This window comes from Hydrogenophaga sp. L310 (assembly GCF_055703065.1).
Genome location: NZ_JBVPZA010000002.1, coordinates 562,008 through 576,258, shown reverse-complemented (window position 1 = coordinate 576,258; position 14,251 = coordinate 562,008). Strand labels below are relative to the sequence as shown.

The 14,251-nt window shown below is 66.8% G+C and carries 13 protein-coding genes; 7 read left to right on the top strand and 6 right to left on the bottom strand.

Annotation, left to right across the window (positions count from 1 at the left end):
- Positions 1–31: 31 nt before the first annotated feature.
- Together AC0GNO_RS06405 and AC0GNO_RS06400 are read left to right on the top strand one after the other, a co-directional pair.
- Positions 32–541 (top strand): TRAP transporter small permease, encoded by a 510-nt coding sequence (locus tag AC0GNO_RS06405; protein WP_472888112.1) that lies wholly within the window; start codon positions 32–34, stop codon positions 539–541.
- Positions 538–1,833, top strand: coding sequence for a TRAP transporter large permease (locus AC0GNO_RS06400; protein ID WP_472903380.1), 1,296 nt, complete (start codon positions 538–540; stop codon positions 1,831–1,833). Before AC0GNO_RS06405 ends, AC0GNO_RS06400 begins: the two co-directional genes overlap by 4 nt.
- A 12-nt stretch (positions 1,834–1,845) precedes the next feature.
- On the opposite strand, the gene AC0GNO_RS06395 is transcribed toward AC0GNO_RS06400, so the two are convergent.
- From AC0GNO_RS06395 to AC0GNO_RS06385, 3 genes are all read right to left on the bottom strand, one after another.
- On the bottom strand, positions 1,846–3,141 hold the full coding sequence (locus tag AC0GNO_RS06395) for a mechanosensitive ion channel family protein (protein WP_472903379.1): 1,296 nt from the start codon (positions 3,139–3,141) through the stop codon (positions 1,846–1,848).
- Between the two features lie 131 nt (positions 3,142–3,272).
- On the bottom strand, positions 3,273–4,058 hold the full coding sequence (locus tag AC0GNO_RS06390) for an enoyl-CoA hydratase (RefSeq protein ID WP_472903378.1): 786 nt from the start codon (positions 4,056–4,058) through the stop codon (positions 3,273–3,275).
- The gene (locus tag AC0GNO_RS06385; protein WP_472888108.1) at positions 4,051–5,004 is read right to left on the bottom strand and encodes a histone deacetylase family protein; all 954 of its coding nucleotides are present in this window, start codon (positions 5,002–5,004) and stop codon (positions 4,051–4,053) included. Before AC0GNO_RS06385 ends, AC0GNO_RS06390 begins: the two co-directional genes overlap by 8 nt.
- A gap of 26 nt (positions 5,005–5,030) precedes the next feature.
- Here AC0GNO_RS06385 and AC0GNO_RS06380 point away from each other — a divergent pair, with 26 nt between their 5' ends.
- The 5 genes from AC0GNO_RS06380 to AC0GNO_RS06360 all read left to right on the top strand — a co-directional run bounded on the left by AC0GNO_RS06380 (position 5,031) and on the right by AC0GNO_RS06360 (position 10,925).
- The gene (locus AC0GNO_RS06380) at positions 5,031–5,951 is read left to right on the top strand and encodes an AAA family ATPase (RefSeq protein WP_472888107.1); all 921 of its coding nucleotides are present in this window, start codon (positions 5,031–5,033) and stop codon (positions 5,949–5,951) included.
- 38 nt (positions 5,952–5,989) lie between these two features.
- Positions 5,990–7,003, top strand: a complete 1,014-nt coding sequence (locus tag AC0GNO_RS06375) for a DUF58 domain-containing protein (RefSeq protein ID WP_472903377.1) — start codon at positions 5,990–5,992, stop codon at positions 7,001–7,003.
- Positions 7,004–7,101: 98 nt separating this feature from the next.
- A complete protein-coding gene (locus AC0GNO_RS06370; protein WP_472888105.1) occupies positions 7,102–9,108 on the top strand; it encodes a transglutaminase TgpA family protein in 2,007 nt (668 codons plus the stop codon).
- Between the two features lie 47 nt (positions 9,109–9,155).
- A complete protein-coding gene (gene mltB / locus AC0GNO_RS06365) occupies positions 9,156–10,220 on the top strand; it encodes a lytic murein transglycosylase B (RefSeq protein WP_472903436.1) in 1,065 nt (354 codons plus the stop codon).
- 111 nt (positions 10,221–10,331) lie between these two features.
- Entirely contained in the window at positions 10,332–10,925 is a 594-nt protein-coding gene (locus tag AC0GNO_RS06360; RefSeq protein ID WP_472888104.1) for a DUF2062 domain-containing protein, read from the top strand.
- Here the strand turns inward: AC0GNO_RS06360 and AC0GNO_RS06355 are convergent.
- From AC0GNO_RS06355 to AC0GNO_RS06345, 3 genes are read right to left on the bottom strand one after another with little or no spacing between them, the layout of a single operon-like run.
- On the bottom strand, positions 10,916–11,782 hold the full coding sequence (locus AC0GNO_RS06355; protein ID WP_472888103.1) for a transglutaminase family protein: 867 nt from the start codon (positions 11,780–11,782) through the stop codon (positions 10,916–10,918). The two genes, AC0GNO_RS06360 and AC0GNO_RS06355, sit on opposite strands and share 10 nt — an antisense overlap.
- Positions 11,783–11,827: 45 nt before the next feature.
- Positions 11,828–12,790 carry an alpha-E domain-containing protein gene (locus AC0GNO_RS06350; RefSeq protein WP_472888102.1) on the bottom strand — a complete coding sequence of 321 codons (963 nt, stop codon included), beginning with the start codon at positions 12,788–12,790 and terminating at the stop codon, positions 11,828–11,830.
- A gap of 3 nt (positions 12,791–12,793) precedes the next feature.
- On the bottom strand, positions 12,794–14,233 hold the full coding sequence (locus AC0GNO_RS06345; protein WP_472903376.1) for a circularly permuted type 2 ATP-grasp protein: 1,440 nt from the start codon (positions 14,231–14,233) through the stop codon (positions 12,794–12,796).
- Positions 14,234–14,251: the final 18 nt, after the last annotated feature.

The following is a 14,251-nucleotide window of genomic DNA, read 5'->3' as shown; positions in this document are numbered from 1 at the left end:
ATCGGCCCACTTCACATGCAGAAAGCACAACATGCACAAAACACTTGACCGGCTGCTGTACTGGTCCACCGGCGTCATGGCCGCCATGGCGTTGTTTTCGCTCATGTGGCTCACCGTGTTTGACGTGATCGGTCGCAAGTTTTTCAACAACTCGATACCCGGCGGGCTGGAGCTCACCGAGATGCTCATGGTGGTGGTGATCTTCGCGGCGCTGCCCCTGGTGTCGTGGCGCGGCGAGCACGTGGTTTTTGACACGCTGGACGCGCTGATTCCCGACTGGCTGCGCTCGATTCAGGCCCGCGTGATCCACCTGATCTGCGCCGGCACCTTTGCCTTTCTCGGCCGCCTCATGGTGATGCGGGCCGAGCGCTTTGCCGAATACGGCGACACCACGGTGCACCTCGCGATGTCCATCGCCCCGGTGGCCTGGCTGATGGCAGGCCTGCTCATGCTCACCGGGCTGGCCCATCTGCTGCTGGTGTTCGTGCGTGCCCCCACCAGCGGCCACGTGCTGGTCGAAACCCAGGGAGCGTCCACATGATTGAAGCGCTGCTGGGTTTTCTGGCCGTCTTCGGCCTCGCCTTCCTGCGCGTACCGCTGGCCGTGGCCATGTCCATCGCCGGCCTGGTGGGTCTGGGCCTGATGCGCGGCTGGCAGCCGGCCTACGCCAGCACCAGCCAGGTGATTTTCGAAACCGGCTTCCACTATGTGCTGTCGGTGATCCCGCTGTTCGTGCTGATGGGCAACTTCGTCGCCCGCGCCGGCATGGCCAAGGAGCTGTTCACCGCCGCCAACGCCTTTGTGGGCCACAAGCGCGGCGGCCTCGCCATGGCCAGCATCATCGCCTCGGGCGGTTTCGGTTCCATCTGCGGCTCGTCCATCGCCACCGCCGCCACCATGACCCGCGTGGCCTACCCGGAGATGAAAGCCCACGGTTACAAGGACACGCTGGCAACCGGCGCCATCGCCTCCGGCGGCACGCTGGGCATCCTGATCCCGCCGTCCACCATCCTCGTGATCTACGGGATCATCACCGAGACCGACATCGGCAAGCTGTTCGTCGCCGGCATCCTGCCCGGCATCGTGGCCATCACCTGCCTGTGCATGGCGGTGGTGTTCGTGACCTGGCGCGATCCGTCCGCTGGCCCACCGGCCGAACGCTTCACGTGGGCCCAGCGCTTCGCCGCCATCCGCGGCATCTGGGGCGTGGCCATCCTGTTTGCGCTGGTCATTGGCGGCATCTACGGCGGCGTGTTCACCGCCACCGAAGGCGCCGGCGTGGGGGCGGCAGGCGCCTTCATGTTCGCTTTGCTGCGCGGCACGCTGCGCCCGCGCGTGCTGCTGGAGATCCTGGTGGAGAGCACCCGCACCACCGCCATGCTGTTCATGATCCTGATCGGCGCGATGATCTTCACCAACTTCATCAACTTCACCAGCATGCCGGGCGACCTGCGCGACTTCGTGCTGCAGTTCAGCCCCCATCCGATCATGGTGGTGGTGATGATGATGGGCATCTACCTGATGCTGGGCATGGTGATGGAAGAGCTGGCCATCGTGCTGCTGACCATTCCCGTGTTTTTCCCGGTGATCACCGGACTGGGCTTCGACCCGATCTGGTTCGGCATCCTGATCGTGACCATTGTCGAGATCGGCATGATCTCGCCACCGGTGGGCCTCAACCTGTTCGTGATCAGCTCGCTGCTGCCCAAGGTGAACCTGGGCACGATTTACCGCGGCGTCTGGCCCTTCGTGATGGCCGACATTGTGCGGCTGGGCATCCTGATCGCGTTCCCGGTCATTGCACTGTGGCTGCCCGGGCTGATGACGCGTTGACGCCGCACGCCGTCACTGCCCGGCTTTCATGTGCACCACGCGTTGCGGGTAGGGGATCTCGATCCCGTGCTCGCGCAAGGCGCGCAGGATCGCCAGATTGATGTCGGAGCGCAGTCCGAGCTGACCGTTTTCCGGGTCGGCGATCCAGTAGCCCAGTGTGAACTCCAGGCCATCGGCGCCAAACGCCGAGAGTGCGGCATGGGGTGCAGGCTCCTTGAGCACGCGCTCCTGCGCCAGTGCGGCCTCCACCAGCAGGCGCCGCACCAGATCCACGTCGCTGTCGTAGGCGACCGACACGACAGTCGACAGCCACACCCGTGGATCGGCCAGGGAGAGGTTCTCCACCCGGCTGGTGATCAGGATTTCGTTGGGCACGATGGACTCGCGCCCGGCGGGCGAGCGGATCAGGGTGTAGCGCGCCGTGATGTCGGTGATGCGCCCTTCGAAGTTGTCCACCCGCACGTTGTCCCCGATGCGCATGCTGCGCTCGGCCAGGATGACGAAGCCGCTGACGTAGTTGGCGGCCAGCTTCTGCAGGCCGAAACCGATGCCCACGCCGACCGCGCCGCCGAGCACCGACAGCGCCGTCAGATCGATACCCACTGCACTGAGCGCCAGCATCAGACCGACGAACATGAGCAGCGCACGCGTCGCATTGCTCAGTGCCTTTCGCAATGACAACTGGTCGCCCACGGCGGATCTGAGCAGCCGCGACTCGATGGCGGACGACACCCAGAGCGCAACGATCAGCACCGCGCCGGCCGTGAGCGCGCCTTCGATCATGGTGCGCAGACTCATGGGACTGGAGCCGAGCGTCCAGGTGATCTGATCCAGTTCGTGGAGCACCAGTGGCAACAGTCCGCTGACCCACAGCACCATGGCCAGCCAGGCCACCCATGAAATCGTGCGCTCCAGCACGCGCACCCAGGGCGCGCTGGCAAAAGCCACCTGCAACACTTTCACGCCCACACGGATGACCACCAGCGAAACCAGCACCGGAATGGCCACCTTGAACACCGCCAGAGGCATGTAGACCAGCAAGAGCGAACGCGCGATGTAACCCAGCGTCAACAACAGCAACGGGAACATCACGCCATCGATCAGGCTGCGACCAAACATCACCGACGAGCGCTCCTCGCGCATGCCCAGCGCCCGGCGCAACACCGCCGTGAAGGCCCAGGCCAGGAGCACACAGATCACCAGCGCGGCAAACTCGAACCACACCGTGAACTGGGTGAAGCCGGCGAGCCAGGCCTGCATGTCATCAATGGGGGGTGGCGTGGGGGAGAGCGGAACAGTCGATGTCATGCGTTGTCACTGAAAAAGAAAAGTCTTTTCCCAGAACACCGTGGAACCGCCCGTCGACAGGTTCAGGACGGGCCGCGGGTGTTGCTTACGGGGGGTTGTGCGGCTGCGCACAGCGAGCGAGCAACGTTGGCCTACCAGTTCGGCGCGCGCTTCTCGATGAAGGCCTGCACACCCTCTTGCGCCACGTCGTGCGCCATGTTGCAGGCCATGGTCTGACCCGCGAGCTGGTAGGCCGACTCCATGCCGGTTTCCAGCTGGCGGTAGAACAGCGCCTTGCCCATGGCAATGGCCTCGCGCGGTTTCGCCACGATGCGGTCGACCAGCGTGGCCACGCCGGCGTCGAGCGCGTCGGCCGCCACCACCCGGTTCACCAGGCCACGCGCCTTCGCTTCGTCGGCCGAAATGAAGTCGCCGGTGAGCAGCATTTCCATGGCCTGCTTGGGCAGCATGTTGCGCGAGAGCGCCACGCTGGGCGTGGCGCAGAACAGGCCGACGTCGATGCCGTTGACGCCAAACGTGGCTTCCTGCACGGCCACCGCCAGGTCGCATTGCGCCACCATCTGGCAGCCCGCCGCCGTGGCCAGGCCCTGCACCCGCGCGATCACCGGCACCTCCAGCTTGCGGATGCCCATCATCAGCTTCGAGCAGGTGGCGAACAGCGCCTGGTAATACGCCAGCTCGGGCCTGGCCTTCATTTCCTTCAGGTCGTGCCCGGCGCAGAAGGCGCGGCCGTTGGCAGCGATCACCACGGCGCGCGCACCTGGGTCGGCCGCCACCGCGTCCAGTGCGGACTGCATCGCGCCCATCATGGCTTCGCTCAACACGTTGAAGCTGCGTGGTGCGTTCAATGTGAGCGTGTACACGCCGCGCGCATCACGGTGCGTCAACAGCAGCTCGGGGGACATGGTTTCAGACATCGGCCAGCACCCTCAGATGCGCTTCCACGCTGCGCGCCAGCGCGCTCAGGTCGTACCCGCCTTCGAGGCAGCTCACGATGCGGCCTTTGCTGTGGCGCTGCGCCACTTCCTTGATGCGCTGGGTGATCCAGGCGTAGTCGTTTTCCACCAGACCCATCTGGCCCATGTCGTCCTCGCGGTGGGCGTCGAAGCCGGCGCTGATGAAGATCATCTGCGGCTTGTGGGCATCCAGCCGGGGCAGCCACATCATGTCGACCAGCTCGCGCACGTCCATGCCCTTGGTGTAGGCCGGCACCGGCAGGTTCACCAGATTGGCGGCCGTCGAATGCTCCCAGACCGGATAGAACGGGTGCTGGTAGAAGCTGCACATGAGGATGCGCTGATCACCGGCCACGATGTCTTCGGTGCCGTTGCCATGGTGCACGTCGAAATCGATGATGGCCACGCGTTTCAGGCCGTGGCGCTCCAGCGCGTATTTGGCGGCCACGGCCACGTTGTTGACGAAGCAGAAGCCCATGGCCTGGTTGCGCGTGGCGTGGTGGCCTGGCGGGCGCACGGCACAAAAGGCATTGGCCAGTTCGCCGGCCATCACCGCGTCGGTGGCGTCGATGGCAGCGCCTGCGGCCATCAGGATCGCGTCCCACGAGTGGATGTTGATGGACGTATCGGGATCGACCTGCGCATGCGAGGGACCGCCCGCGGCAATTTCGTCACGAAGGCCGTCCGACAGGCCCCGGAGGGCCGCGAGGTGCATGCGACCATGCGCGAGTTCCAGATCGGCCAGCGACGCGGCGGTGGCCTCGCGTCGATCGAGCGCGGCGTCGAGCCCGGTGATGAGCAGACGGTCTTCGATGGCGTCGAGCCGCGCCGGGCACTCGGGGTGTCCCGCGCCCATTTCGTGTCTCCAGCAATCCTTGTGGGTGAAATAACCTGTTGCCTGGCTCATCACATTTTTACGTTAAGGTTCACGGCATGCACGCCGACGAAAAAATCCACCAACTTCTGAATCAGCTTAACACGGTGATCGTGGGCAAAGCTCCCCAAATTTCCGACTGCGTGGCCTGCCTTCTGGCCGGTGGCCACCTGCTCATCGAAGACGTGCCCGGCGTCGGCAAAACCACGCTGGCGCAGGCGCTCTCGCGCTCCTTCGGCCTGCAGTTTTCGCGCGTGCAGTTCACCGCCGACCTGATGCCGAGCGACCTGGTGGGCGTGTCGATCTATGAACGCGGCCGCGAGGGCTTCGTGTTCCACCCGGGTCCGGTGTTCGCGCAGGTGCTGCTGGCCGACGAGATCAACCGCGCCAGCCCCAAGACCCAGAGCGCCCTGCTCGAAGCCATGGAAGAGAAGCAGGTCACGGTGGAAGGCGCCACGCGTCCCCTGCCCCAACCTTTCTTCGTGATCGCCACCCAGAACCCGCACGACCAGCTCGGCACCTACGCCCTGCCCGAGTCGCAGCTCGACCGTTTCCACATGCGGCTCTCGCTGGGCTACCCGGACCGGGCCGCCGAACGCGAGCTGCTGCGCGGCCAGGACCGGCGCGGCATGCTGGAGAAACTGCAGCCGGTGCTGACGCCAGCCGATCTGGCGCGGCTGCAGCAGGCGGTGGCCAGCGTGCACACCGCCGAACCGGTACTGGAATACCTGCAGGACCTGGTCGCCGCCACGCGCTCGGGCCGCTGGTTTGCGCAGGGCCTGTCCCCCCGCGCGGCTCTGGCGGTCGTGCGTTCGGCCAAGGCCCAGGCTTTCCTGAACGGCCGCGACTATGTGGCGCCCGACGACATCGCCGCCATCCTGCCGCAGACCGTGGCGCACCGGCTCATACCGGTGAGCGACGCTGGCCGAGGCGCGGTCGAACAAGTCCGCGCCATGGTGGAAGCCACCCCTTTGCCCTGACTGCACGGCATCGGCCAGTGAACACCACATCGCCACCCATGCCCCCGTCGGGGACCGCACCCGCGTGGCGCCACCCGCTGCGCCACTTGGGCAGCCGCTTCCAGCGCTGGTTTCACAGCCGCGCGTCACGCACCGACACGCTCACGCTGACCCAGCGCAACGTCTACATCCTGCCCACGCGCGCGGGCTGGATGCTGGGGATCACGCTGCTGGTGCTGCTGGTCGGCAGCATCAACTACCAGCTCAATCTGGGTTACCTGCTCACCTTCCTGCTCGCCGGCAGCGCCGTGGTGGGCATGCACGTGTGCCACAGCAACCTGCGCGGACTCACGCTGCACCTGGCTGCACCCGCACCAGTGCACGCCGGCCAGGCGGTGGCGCTGGACATCCGCCTCGTCAGCGAACGCCCGCGGACGCGCTACGGCATCGGCCTGGGGGTGATCGCCGACAGCCGACCGGGAGACACCCACCTGGCCTGGACCGACGTGCCCGCCCGGGGCAGCGCGGTGCTGCAGGTGGCGTGGGCGACATCCCGCCGCGGCCTGCACGAGCTGCCTCCGCTCACCGCGCTCACCCTTTTCCCGCTCGGCACCTTCCGCGTCTGGACCGTCTGGCGCCCGGCCACGCAGGTGCTGGTGTACCCGGCCACCGAGATCCACCCGCCGCCGCTGCCTCCCGGCGAACCGCAGGCCGGCAGCTCGGGCAGCGCGCGCGTGCAAAGCACCGGTGAGTTCGACGGCGTGCGCGCCTACCGGCGCGGTGACCCGCAGAAAACCGTGGTCTGGAAGAAGGCCGCCCAGGCCTTCGCGGCAGGGCGCGACGATCTAGTGAGCCGCGACGCCCTGTCCACCCAGCGCCAGCAGCTCTGGCTGGATGTCGCGCACACCGGCGCCGTCGACCTGGAAGCGCGCCTCTCGCGCCTGACGGCCTGGGTGCTGATGGCCGATCACCTGGAGCTGGACTACGGCCTGCGCCTGCCCGGGCGCGAGATGGCGCCGGACCAGGGCCCGGTTCACAAAGCCCGTTGCCTGGAGGCCCTGGCGCTGTGCTGAAGACGACTCGCAACGACGAAGCAAAGGGTTTCGCCGCCGGGCCGCCCCAAGGCGAAACCCGCCCGCTCGGGGGGCAGCGACCCGCACAGCGGTGGAGCATGGGGGCATCGTCTCTGCCCCGGGACACGCGGGACACGCTGTTCCTGCTCGCCGTCATCGCCTGGGTGGTGGCCATGCAGGTGGGCCACATCCCCTGGTGGTGCACGGCCCTCACGGCCGGCGTGCTGGCCTGGCGCACCACGTTGGCCCTGCGCGGCCTGCCCCTGCCCGGCTGGATCTGGCGCGTGGGCCTGCTGGCCCTGACTTTGGGTGCAACCTGGGCAACACACCGCACCCTTTTGGGGCGCGATGCGGGCGTGACGCTCATCGTGGTGCTGCTGGCGCTCAAGACGCTGGAGCTGCGAGCACGGCGCGACGCCTTCGTGGTGTTCTTTCTGGCTTTCTTCACCCTGCTCACGCATTTTTTCTATTCGCAGTCGCTGCTCACCGCCGCCGGCATCCTGATCGCGCTGCTGGGTCTGCTGACCGCGCTGGTCAACGCCCACATGCCGGTGGGCCGCCCGCCCCTGGCCCAGGCGGCCCGCATCGCCGCGGGCATGGCGGCCATGGGCGCGCCCATCATGCTGGTGCTGTTCCTGCTGTTCCCCCGGCTGTCGCCGCTGTGGGGCATGCCCGGCCAGGACGAGACCGGCCGCAGCGGCCTCTCCAGCAGCATGCGGGTGGGCCAGTTCACCGAACTGGTGCTGGACGAGGGCATCGCGCTGCGTGTCCGGTTCGACGACGCACCACCGCCCCAGGGCCAGATGTATTTCCGCGGCCCGGTGCTCAGCGACTTCGACGGTATCGAATGGCGCGCGCTGCGTTCGGGATTTCCGGCCTCGATGGCGCTGCCGAGCGACCTCAGCGTTTCAGGCGCGCCGGTGCGCTACGAAGTCACCATGGAACCGAACCGCCGCCCCTGGCTGTTCGTGCTGGAAGCCGCCACGCAGATCCCCGAGGTGCCGGGCACGCGCGCGCGCATGAACAGCGACCTGCAGTGGCTCACCCTGCGGCCCGTGGACACGCTGCTGCGCTACCGGGCCGAGAGCTACGTGAACTTCCGCCACGGCCCGCTCACCCCGGTGGTGGCTCTGCAAGACCACATCGAACTGCCGGGCCGGTACAACCCGCGCACGCTGGCACTGGCACAGGCGCTGCGCCGCGAGCACGGCACCGGGCCGCAGTCCAGCGCCGCGCTGATCGACGCCGTGATGGAGCGCCTGCGCACCGGCGGCTACACCTACACCCTCGATCCCGGCGTCTACGGCCAGCACACCGCCGACGAATTCTGGTTCGACAGACGCGAAGGCTTTTGCGAGCACATCGCCAGCAGCTTCGTGATCCTGATGCGCGCGATGGACATTCCCGCGCGCATCGTCACCGGCTACCAGGGTGGTGAACTCAATGCCGTGGACGGCTACTGGACGGTGCGCCAGCGCGACGCCCACGCCTGGGCCGAGGTCTGGCTGCAGGGCCAGGGCTGGGTGCGGGTGGACCCGACCTCGGCCGTATCGCCGGGCCGCATCGGCTCGTTGGAGCGCCTGCGTGCGCCCGAAGGTGCCATCGCAGGGGCCATCCGCAACCTCAGCCCCACGCTCACGGCCCAGATGCGCGCCTTCTGGGAAGCGGTGAACAACCGCTGGAACCAGTGGGTGCTGAACTACACCCAGGGCAAGCAGCTCGACCTGCTGAAAAACCTGGGCTTCAACAACCCGAGCTGGTCCGATCTGGCCTACGTGCTGATCGGCGTGGTGGTGCTGGTGAGCCTGGCCGGCGCGGGCTGGACGCTCTGGGAGCGCCAGCAACACGACCCCTGGCTGCGCCTGCTGCAGCGCAGCCGCCAGCGCCTGCGCCGCCTGGGGCTGGACAGCGGCGACCACACACCACCGCGTGAACTCGCCCGGCTGGTGGAGCGTCATTTTGGCGATGCGGAATTTGCCCGCGGTGTGTGCCAGTGGCTGTTGCGACTGGAAGCCCAGCGCTACAGCAGCCAGCCCGCCGCAACGCTGGCTACACTGCAACGCGAATTTCGCCAGCTTGCCTGGCCCAATAAGGACTCCTGTTGATCTTCAAGTCTGTGTTTTCGGTGTCTGGTGGTTTCGGCAACGGTGCCCTGACCGGGCTCGCGCTGAGCCTGCTCCTGCTGCCGGCAGGGGCGTCGGCTTCCAGCACCGCCAAACGGCGCCCGGCATCCTCGGCCCCGGTGGTCGCGCCCAGCGTTTATTACGCGGACCACGAAGCCGCGATGGTTTTTGCCACCGACCTGGCGCAGCGGCGCGACCTCGACCCCGACTGGGTCCGGCAGCAGATCGGTCAGGCCCAGCACCTGCCCCAGGTGGTGCGTCTGATGACCCCCGCGCCCAGCGGCACCCCAAAAAACTGGGCCGCCTACCGTGCCCGTTTCATCGAACCGACCCGCATCGAAGCCGGCCGGCGGTTCTGGCAAGACAACCGCGCGGCGCTGGAGCGGGCCGAGGCCGAATTCGGCGTGCCGGCCAGCCTGATCGTCGGCGTGATCGGCGTGGAAACGCTCTACGGCCGCCACACCGGCACCTTCCGCGTGATCGACAGCCTGACCACGCTGGCTTTCGACTTTCCGTCCAGCCACCCCCGCGCCCAGGCCCGCACCGAGTTTTTCCGCGCCGAGCTGGAGCAATTCCTCAGCCTGGCGCACCGCACCGGCATGAACCCGCAGACCACGCGCGGCAGCTACGCCGGGGCCATGGGCTGGCCCCAGTTCATGCCCAGCAGCTGGGCCAAATACGCCATCGACTACGACCGAGACGACCGGATCGACCTGTTCAACAGCACGATCGACGTGATCGGGTCCGTGGCCAACTACTTCAAGTCCTTCGGCTGGCTGCCCGGCGTGCCCACCCACTACCCCGTCAGGCTCGCGGGCGAAGCGACCGATCTGGACACCCTGCTCGCGCCCGACATCCTGCCCAGCTTCAGCGTGCCGAGCTTCACGGCCAAGGGCGCCGTGCTCGAAGGTGAGGCGCTCGAACACACCGGCAAACTCGCCCTGGTCGAGCTGCAGAACGGGGCCAATCCGCCCAGCTACGTGGCTGGCACCGACAATTTCTACGCCGTCACCCGCTACAACTGGAGCAGCTACTACGCCCTGGCGGTGATCGAGCTCGGTGAGACGGTGGAGGCCGGGTTGCCCTGGCGCTGATGGGGTGGCCCGGCAGCAGCACGTTCCAACGGCTGGCGCATGAAACAATATTGAAATTGCCGGCTCTGACCAGATGATCTGTCCCCGCCGGCTCGCCCCCCGTACTGCCCCATGAAAAAACGCCTCAAGGCCTGGCTGCCCTCCCCCGACAGCATCCGCAACAACCGCTGGTTGCGCTGGATGGGGCCGACCCTGCACCACCCCCGCCTCTGGCACTTCAGCCGCAAGGGCATTGCCATGGGGCTGGCACTCGGCATCTTCTTCGGGCTCCTGGTACCCGTGGCGCAAATGCCCCTGTCGGCTGCAGCCGCCATCATCCTGCGGGCCAATCTGCCGATGGCGGTGGCCAGCACCCTGGTGACCAACCCGGTGACGTTTGGCCCGGTGTACTACGGGTCCTACCGTGTGGGCAAGGCCGTGCTCGGTGAGCCGCAATTGACCGAGGTCCAGGCCAGCGCCTTGCTGGAGCGGGCCATGAAGACACAGCAGGCCGAAGGGTGGAAGGACCGTCTGGACGGCGCCATGCGGCGCCTGTCCACGGTGGGCAAACCGCTGGTGGTGGGTCTGGCCATCGTGGCCACCCTGAGCGGTCTGGCGGTGTATTTCATCATCAGCGCGATCTGGATCCTGCGCGTGCGCTGGAGCCGTTCGCGCCGCCTGAAGGCCCGTGTCACCCGGCTGAACCCGTCGACCGATCAGCCCTGAGTCCGGCCCGGGTCGTCCGTGTCGGCCCAGGGCCCGATGCGGATGTCCACCGTCATGGTTTCGTCACCCCCCCCGCGGCGCAGGCCCTTGACGGGCAGGCAGGCGGTGTAGTCGGTGGCCGCGGCCAGGCGGATATGGCGTTGATCCGTCGGGCAGCGGTGGGTCACGTCCAGGCTGATCCAGCGGCGGGTCGCTGGATCGAGGCACACGTCGGCCCAGGCGTGGCTGGCGAGGTCGGGTTCGTTGGCGGCGTAGAAATAGCCACTCACGTAGCGCGCCGGCAAGCCGATGCTGCGGCACACCGCCACCATCACGTGTGCCTGGTCCTGGCACACACCGAGTTCCCAGTCAAACGCCTCGAGCGCGGTGGTCTCCACGTCGGTGCGGCCCTTGCGGTACTGCACCTTGTCAGCCACGGCGCTGGCCAGTGCCACGAGATCGGCCACGCCGGGCAGATCGCCGCGCACGCGCGCGGCCATCAGCGCAGGCACCGTTTGCAGCGCCCACATGGCCATGCGCGGGTGCGGCTCGGCCAGGGGTGTGGAGCGCAGGTAGAAGGACGGGTGCGGCAGCGCCGGCGGATCGGTGAACTCGGCCACACCATGCGTCACCACCGTGCCCATGGCCGAGATGCTGTTGTCGCGCAGGTTCTGCTCGGGCCGGGCCACCAGGCTGAAGCTGTGCACACGGTTGCCTTCGGTGTCGGGCTGGCCGTGCAGGGTGCCGGGCGTGCGGATCTCCCAGTACTCCACGGTCTGGCAGGCACTGCTGACCGGCCACAGGTGCAGCGTCTGCACCGTGTAGAGCAGCGGCAGGCTGTAGCGGTAGCGGGTGTTGTGGTGGATGACGAGTTTCATGCGGGCACCCGATACAACCGGGGACCCGCATGGTACCTGTCCACGTCAATGCACCGTTGGAACGAGGAAGTCCTGGCTGATGCGGCCGCCGAGCTCGTTCACGCGGTCGAGGAACTGCGTCAGGAAGGCGTGCAGCCCGTTGGAGAGGATCTCGTCGATCCGGGCGTACTGCAGGTCGGCCTTGAGCTTGCCGGCGCGGCGCAGCGTTTCACCCGAGGCATCGTTGGCCACCACGGCCAGGTTGTTCACCACCTCGTTCATGCTGGCGGCCAGGCTGCGCGGCATGTCGGGGCGCAGGATCAGCAGCTCGGCCACGCGTTCGGGCGTGATCACGTCGCGGTAGACCTTGCGGTAGACCTCGAAGCCGGAGACCGAGCGCAGGATCGCGCTCCAGTGGTAGAAGTCGTACTCCTGATCCTCCTCGCTGGCGGCACCGAAGAAGTCGCTCTGCACCGCGTGGAACTTCACGTCCAGCAGGCGCGCCGTGTTGTCGGCCCGCTCCAGGAACGAACCCATGCGGTAGAAGTGGAACGCCTCGTCCTGCAGCATGGTGCCCACGGCCACGCCGCGCGAGAGGTGCGAGCGGTGCTTGACCCATTCGAAGAAGGCGCCTGGATCGCGCTCGAAATCCTTGGTCTTGAGGTAACCGGCCAGCTTGAGCCAGGTGGCGTTCTGGGTCTCCCAAAGCTCGGTGGTCAGCGCGCCGCGCACGGCCCGGGCGTTTTCCCGGGCTGCGCGCAGGCAGGAACCGATGCTCGACGGATTGGACTCGTCGCGCACCATGAAGTCCATGACGTTGCGCGGCGTGATGTCCTTGCCGTACTTGGCGGTGTAGGTGGGCATCAGCTCGCTGATGACCAGCAGGCCTTCCCAGCCCACCTGCGCCACGGCAGCGGATTGCGGCAGCAACGAGGTCTGGTAGTTGATATCGAGCATGCGCGCGGTGTTTTCGGCGCGCTCGGTGTAGCGGGACATCCAGAACAGATGATCGGCGGTGCGTGAAAGCATGTGTCAGTCCTCAAGTATCCAGGTGTCTTTTGTACCGCCACCCTGTGACGAGTTGACGACCAGCGAGCCTTCTTTCAACGCCACGCGGGTCAGGCCGCCGGGCACCATCTGCACCTCCTTGCCACTCAGCACGAAGGGCCGCAGGTCGATGTGGCGCGGCGCCACGCCACTTTCCACGTAGGTCGGGCAGGTCGACAGGCTCAGCGTGGGTTGTGCGATGTAGCCCCCGGGATGGGCCCTCACCACGGCGCGAAATTCTTCGATCTCGGCTTTGGTGGACGCCGGCCCCACCAGCATGCCGTAGCCGCCGGCACCGTGCACCTCTTTGACCACCAGCTCGGCCATGTTGTCAAGCATGTATTTCAGGTCATCCGGGTTGCGCCCCATGAAGGTCGGTACGTTGTTCAGGATCGGCTTCTGGCCGAGGTAGAACTCGATCATCTTGGGCACGTAGGGGTAGATGGACTTGTCATCAGCGATGCCGGTGCCCACGGCATTGCAGATGGTCACGTTGCCGCTGCGGTACACGCCCAGCAGGCCGGCGCAGCCGAGCGTGGACGAGGGGCGGAACACCAGCGGATCGAGAAAATCGTCGTCCACGCGGCGGTAGATCACGTCCACGCGGCGCGGCCCCTTGGTGGTGCGCATGTAGACGAAGTTGTCCTTGACGAACAGGTCTTGCCCCTCGACCAGCTCCACGCCCATCTGCTGGGCGAGGAAGGCGTGTTCGAAATAGGCGCTGTTGTACATGCCGGGCGTCAGCACCACCACGGTGGGTTCGGCCGTGGTGGCCGGGCTCACCGCACGCAGCGTTTCGAGCAGGAGGTCGGGGTAGTGCGCGACCGGCGCCACACGGTTCTGGCCGAACAGGTCGGGGAAGAGCCGCATCATCATCTTGCGGTCTTCGAGCATGTAGCTCACGCCGCTGGGCACACGCAGGTTGTCCTCGAGCACGTAGTACTCGCCCTCACCTTGAGCGTTGGGCGCACGCACGATGTCCACGCCGGAAATGTGCGAGTACACGCCGCCGGGCACGTCCACGCCCATCATCTCCGGGCGGAACTGCGCGTTCTGGAAGATCTGGTCGGCCGGTACGATGCCGGCCTTGATGATTTCCTGATCGTGGTAGACGTCGTGGATGAAGCGGTTGAGCGCACTCACACGCTGCACCAGGCCTTCTTCCATGCTGCGCCACTCATGGGCAGGAATGATGCGCGGGATCAGGTCGAAGGGGATCAGGCGTTCGGTACCGGAGCCGTCTTCGTCCTTGGCGCCGTACACCGCGAAGGTGATGCCGACACGGCGAAAGATCATCTCCGCCTCTTCCCGGCGAGCGGCCATCACCTCCGGGGGTTGCTGCGCCAGCCAGCGAGCGTAGCTTTCATAGTGCGCCCGCACCTCGGTGGGCGTGGCATTCATTTCGTCAAACATGGGTCGGCTCATGGGCTTTTTTCTCCTGAT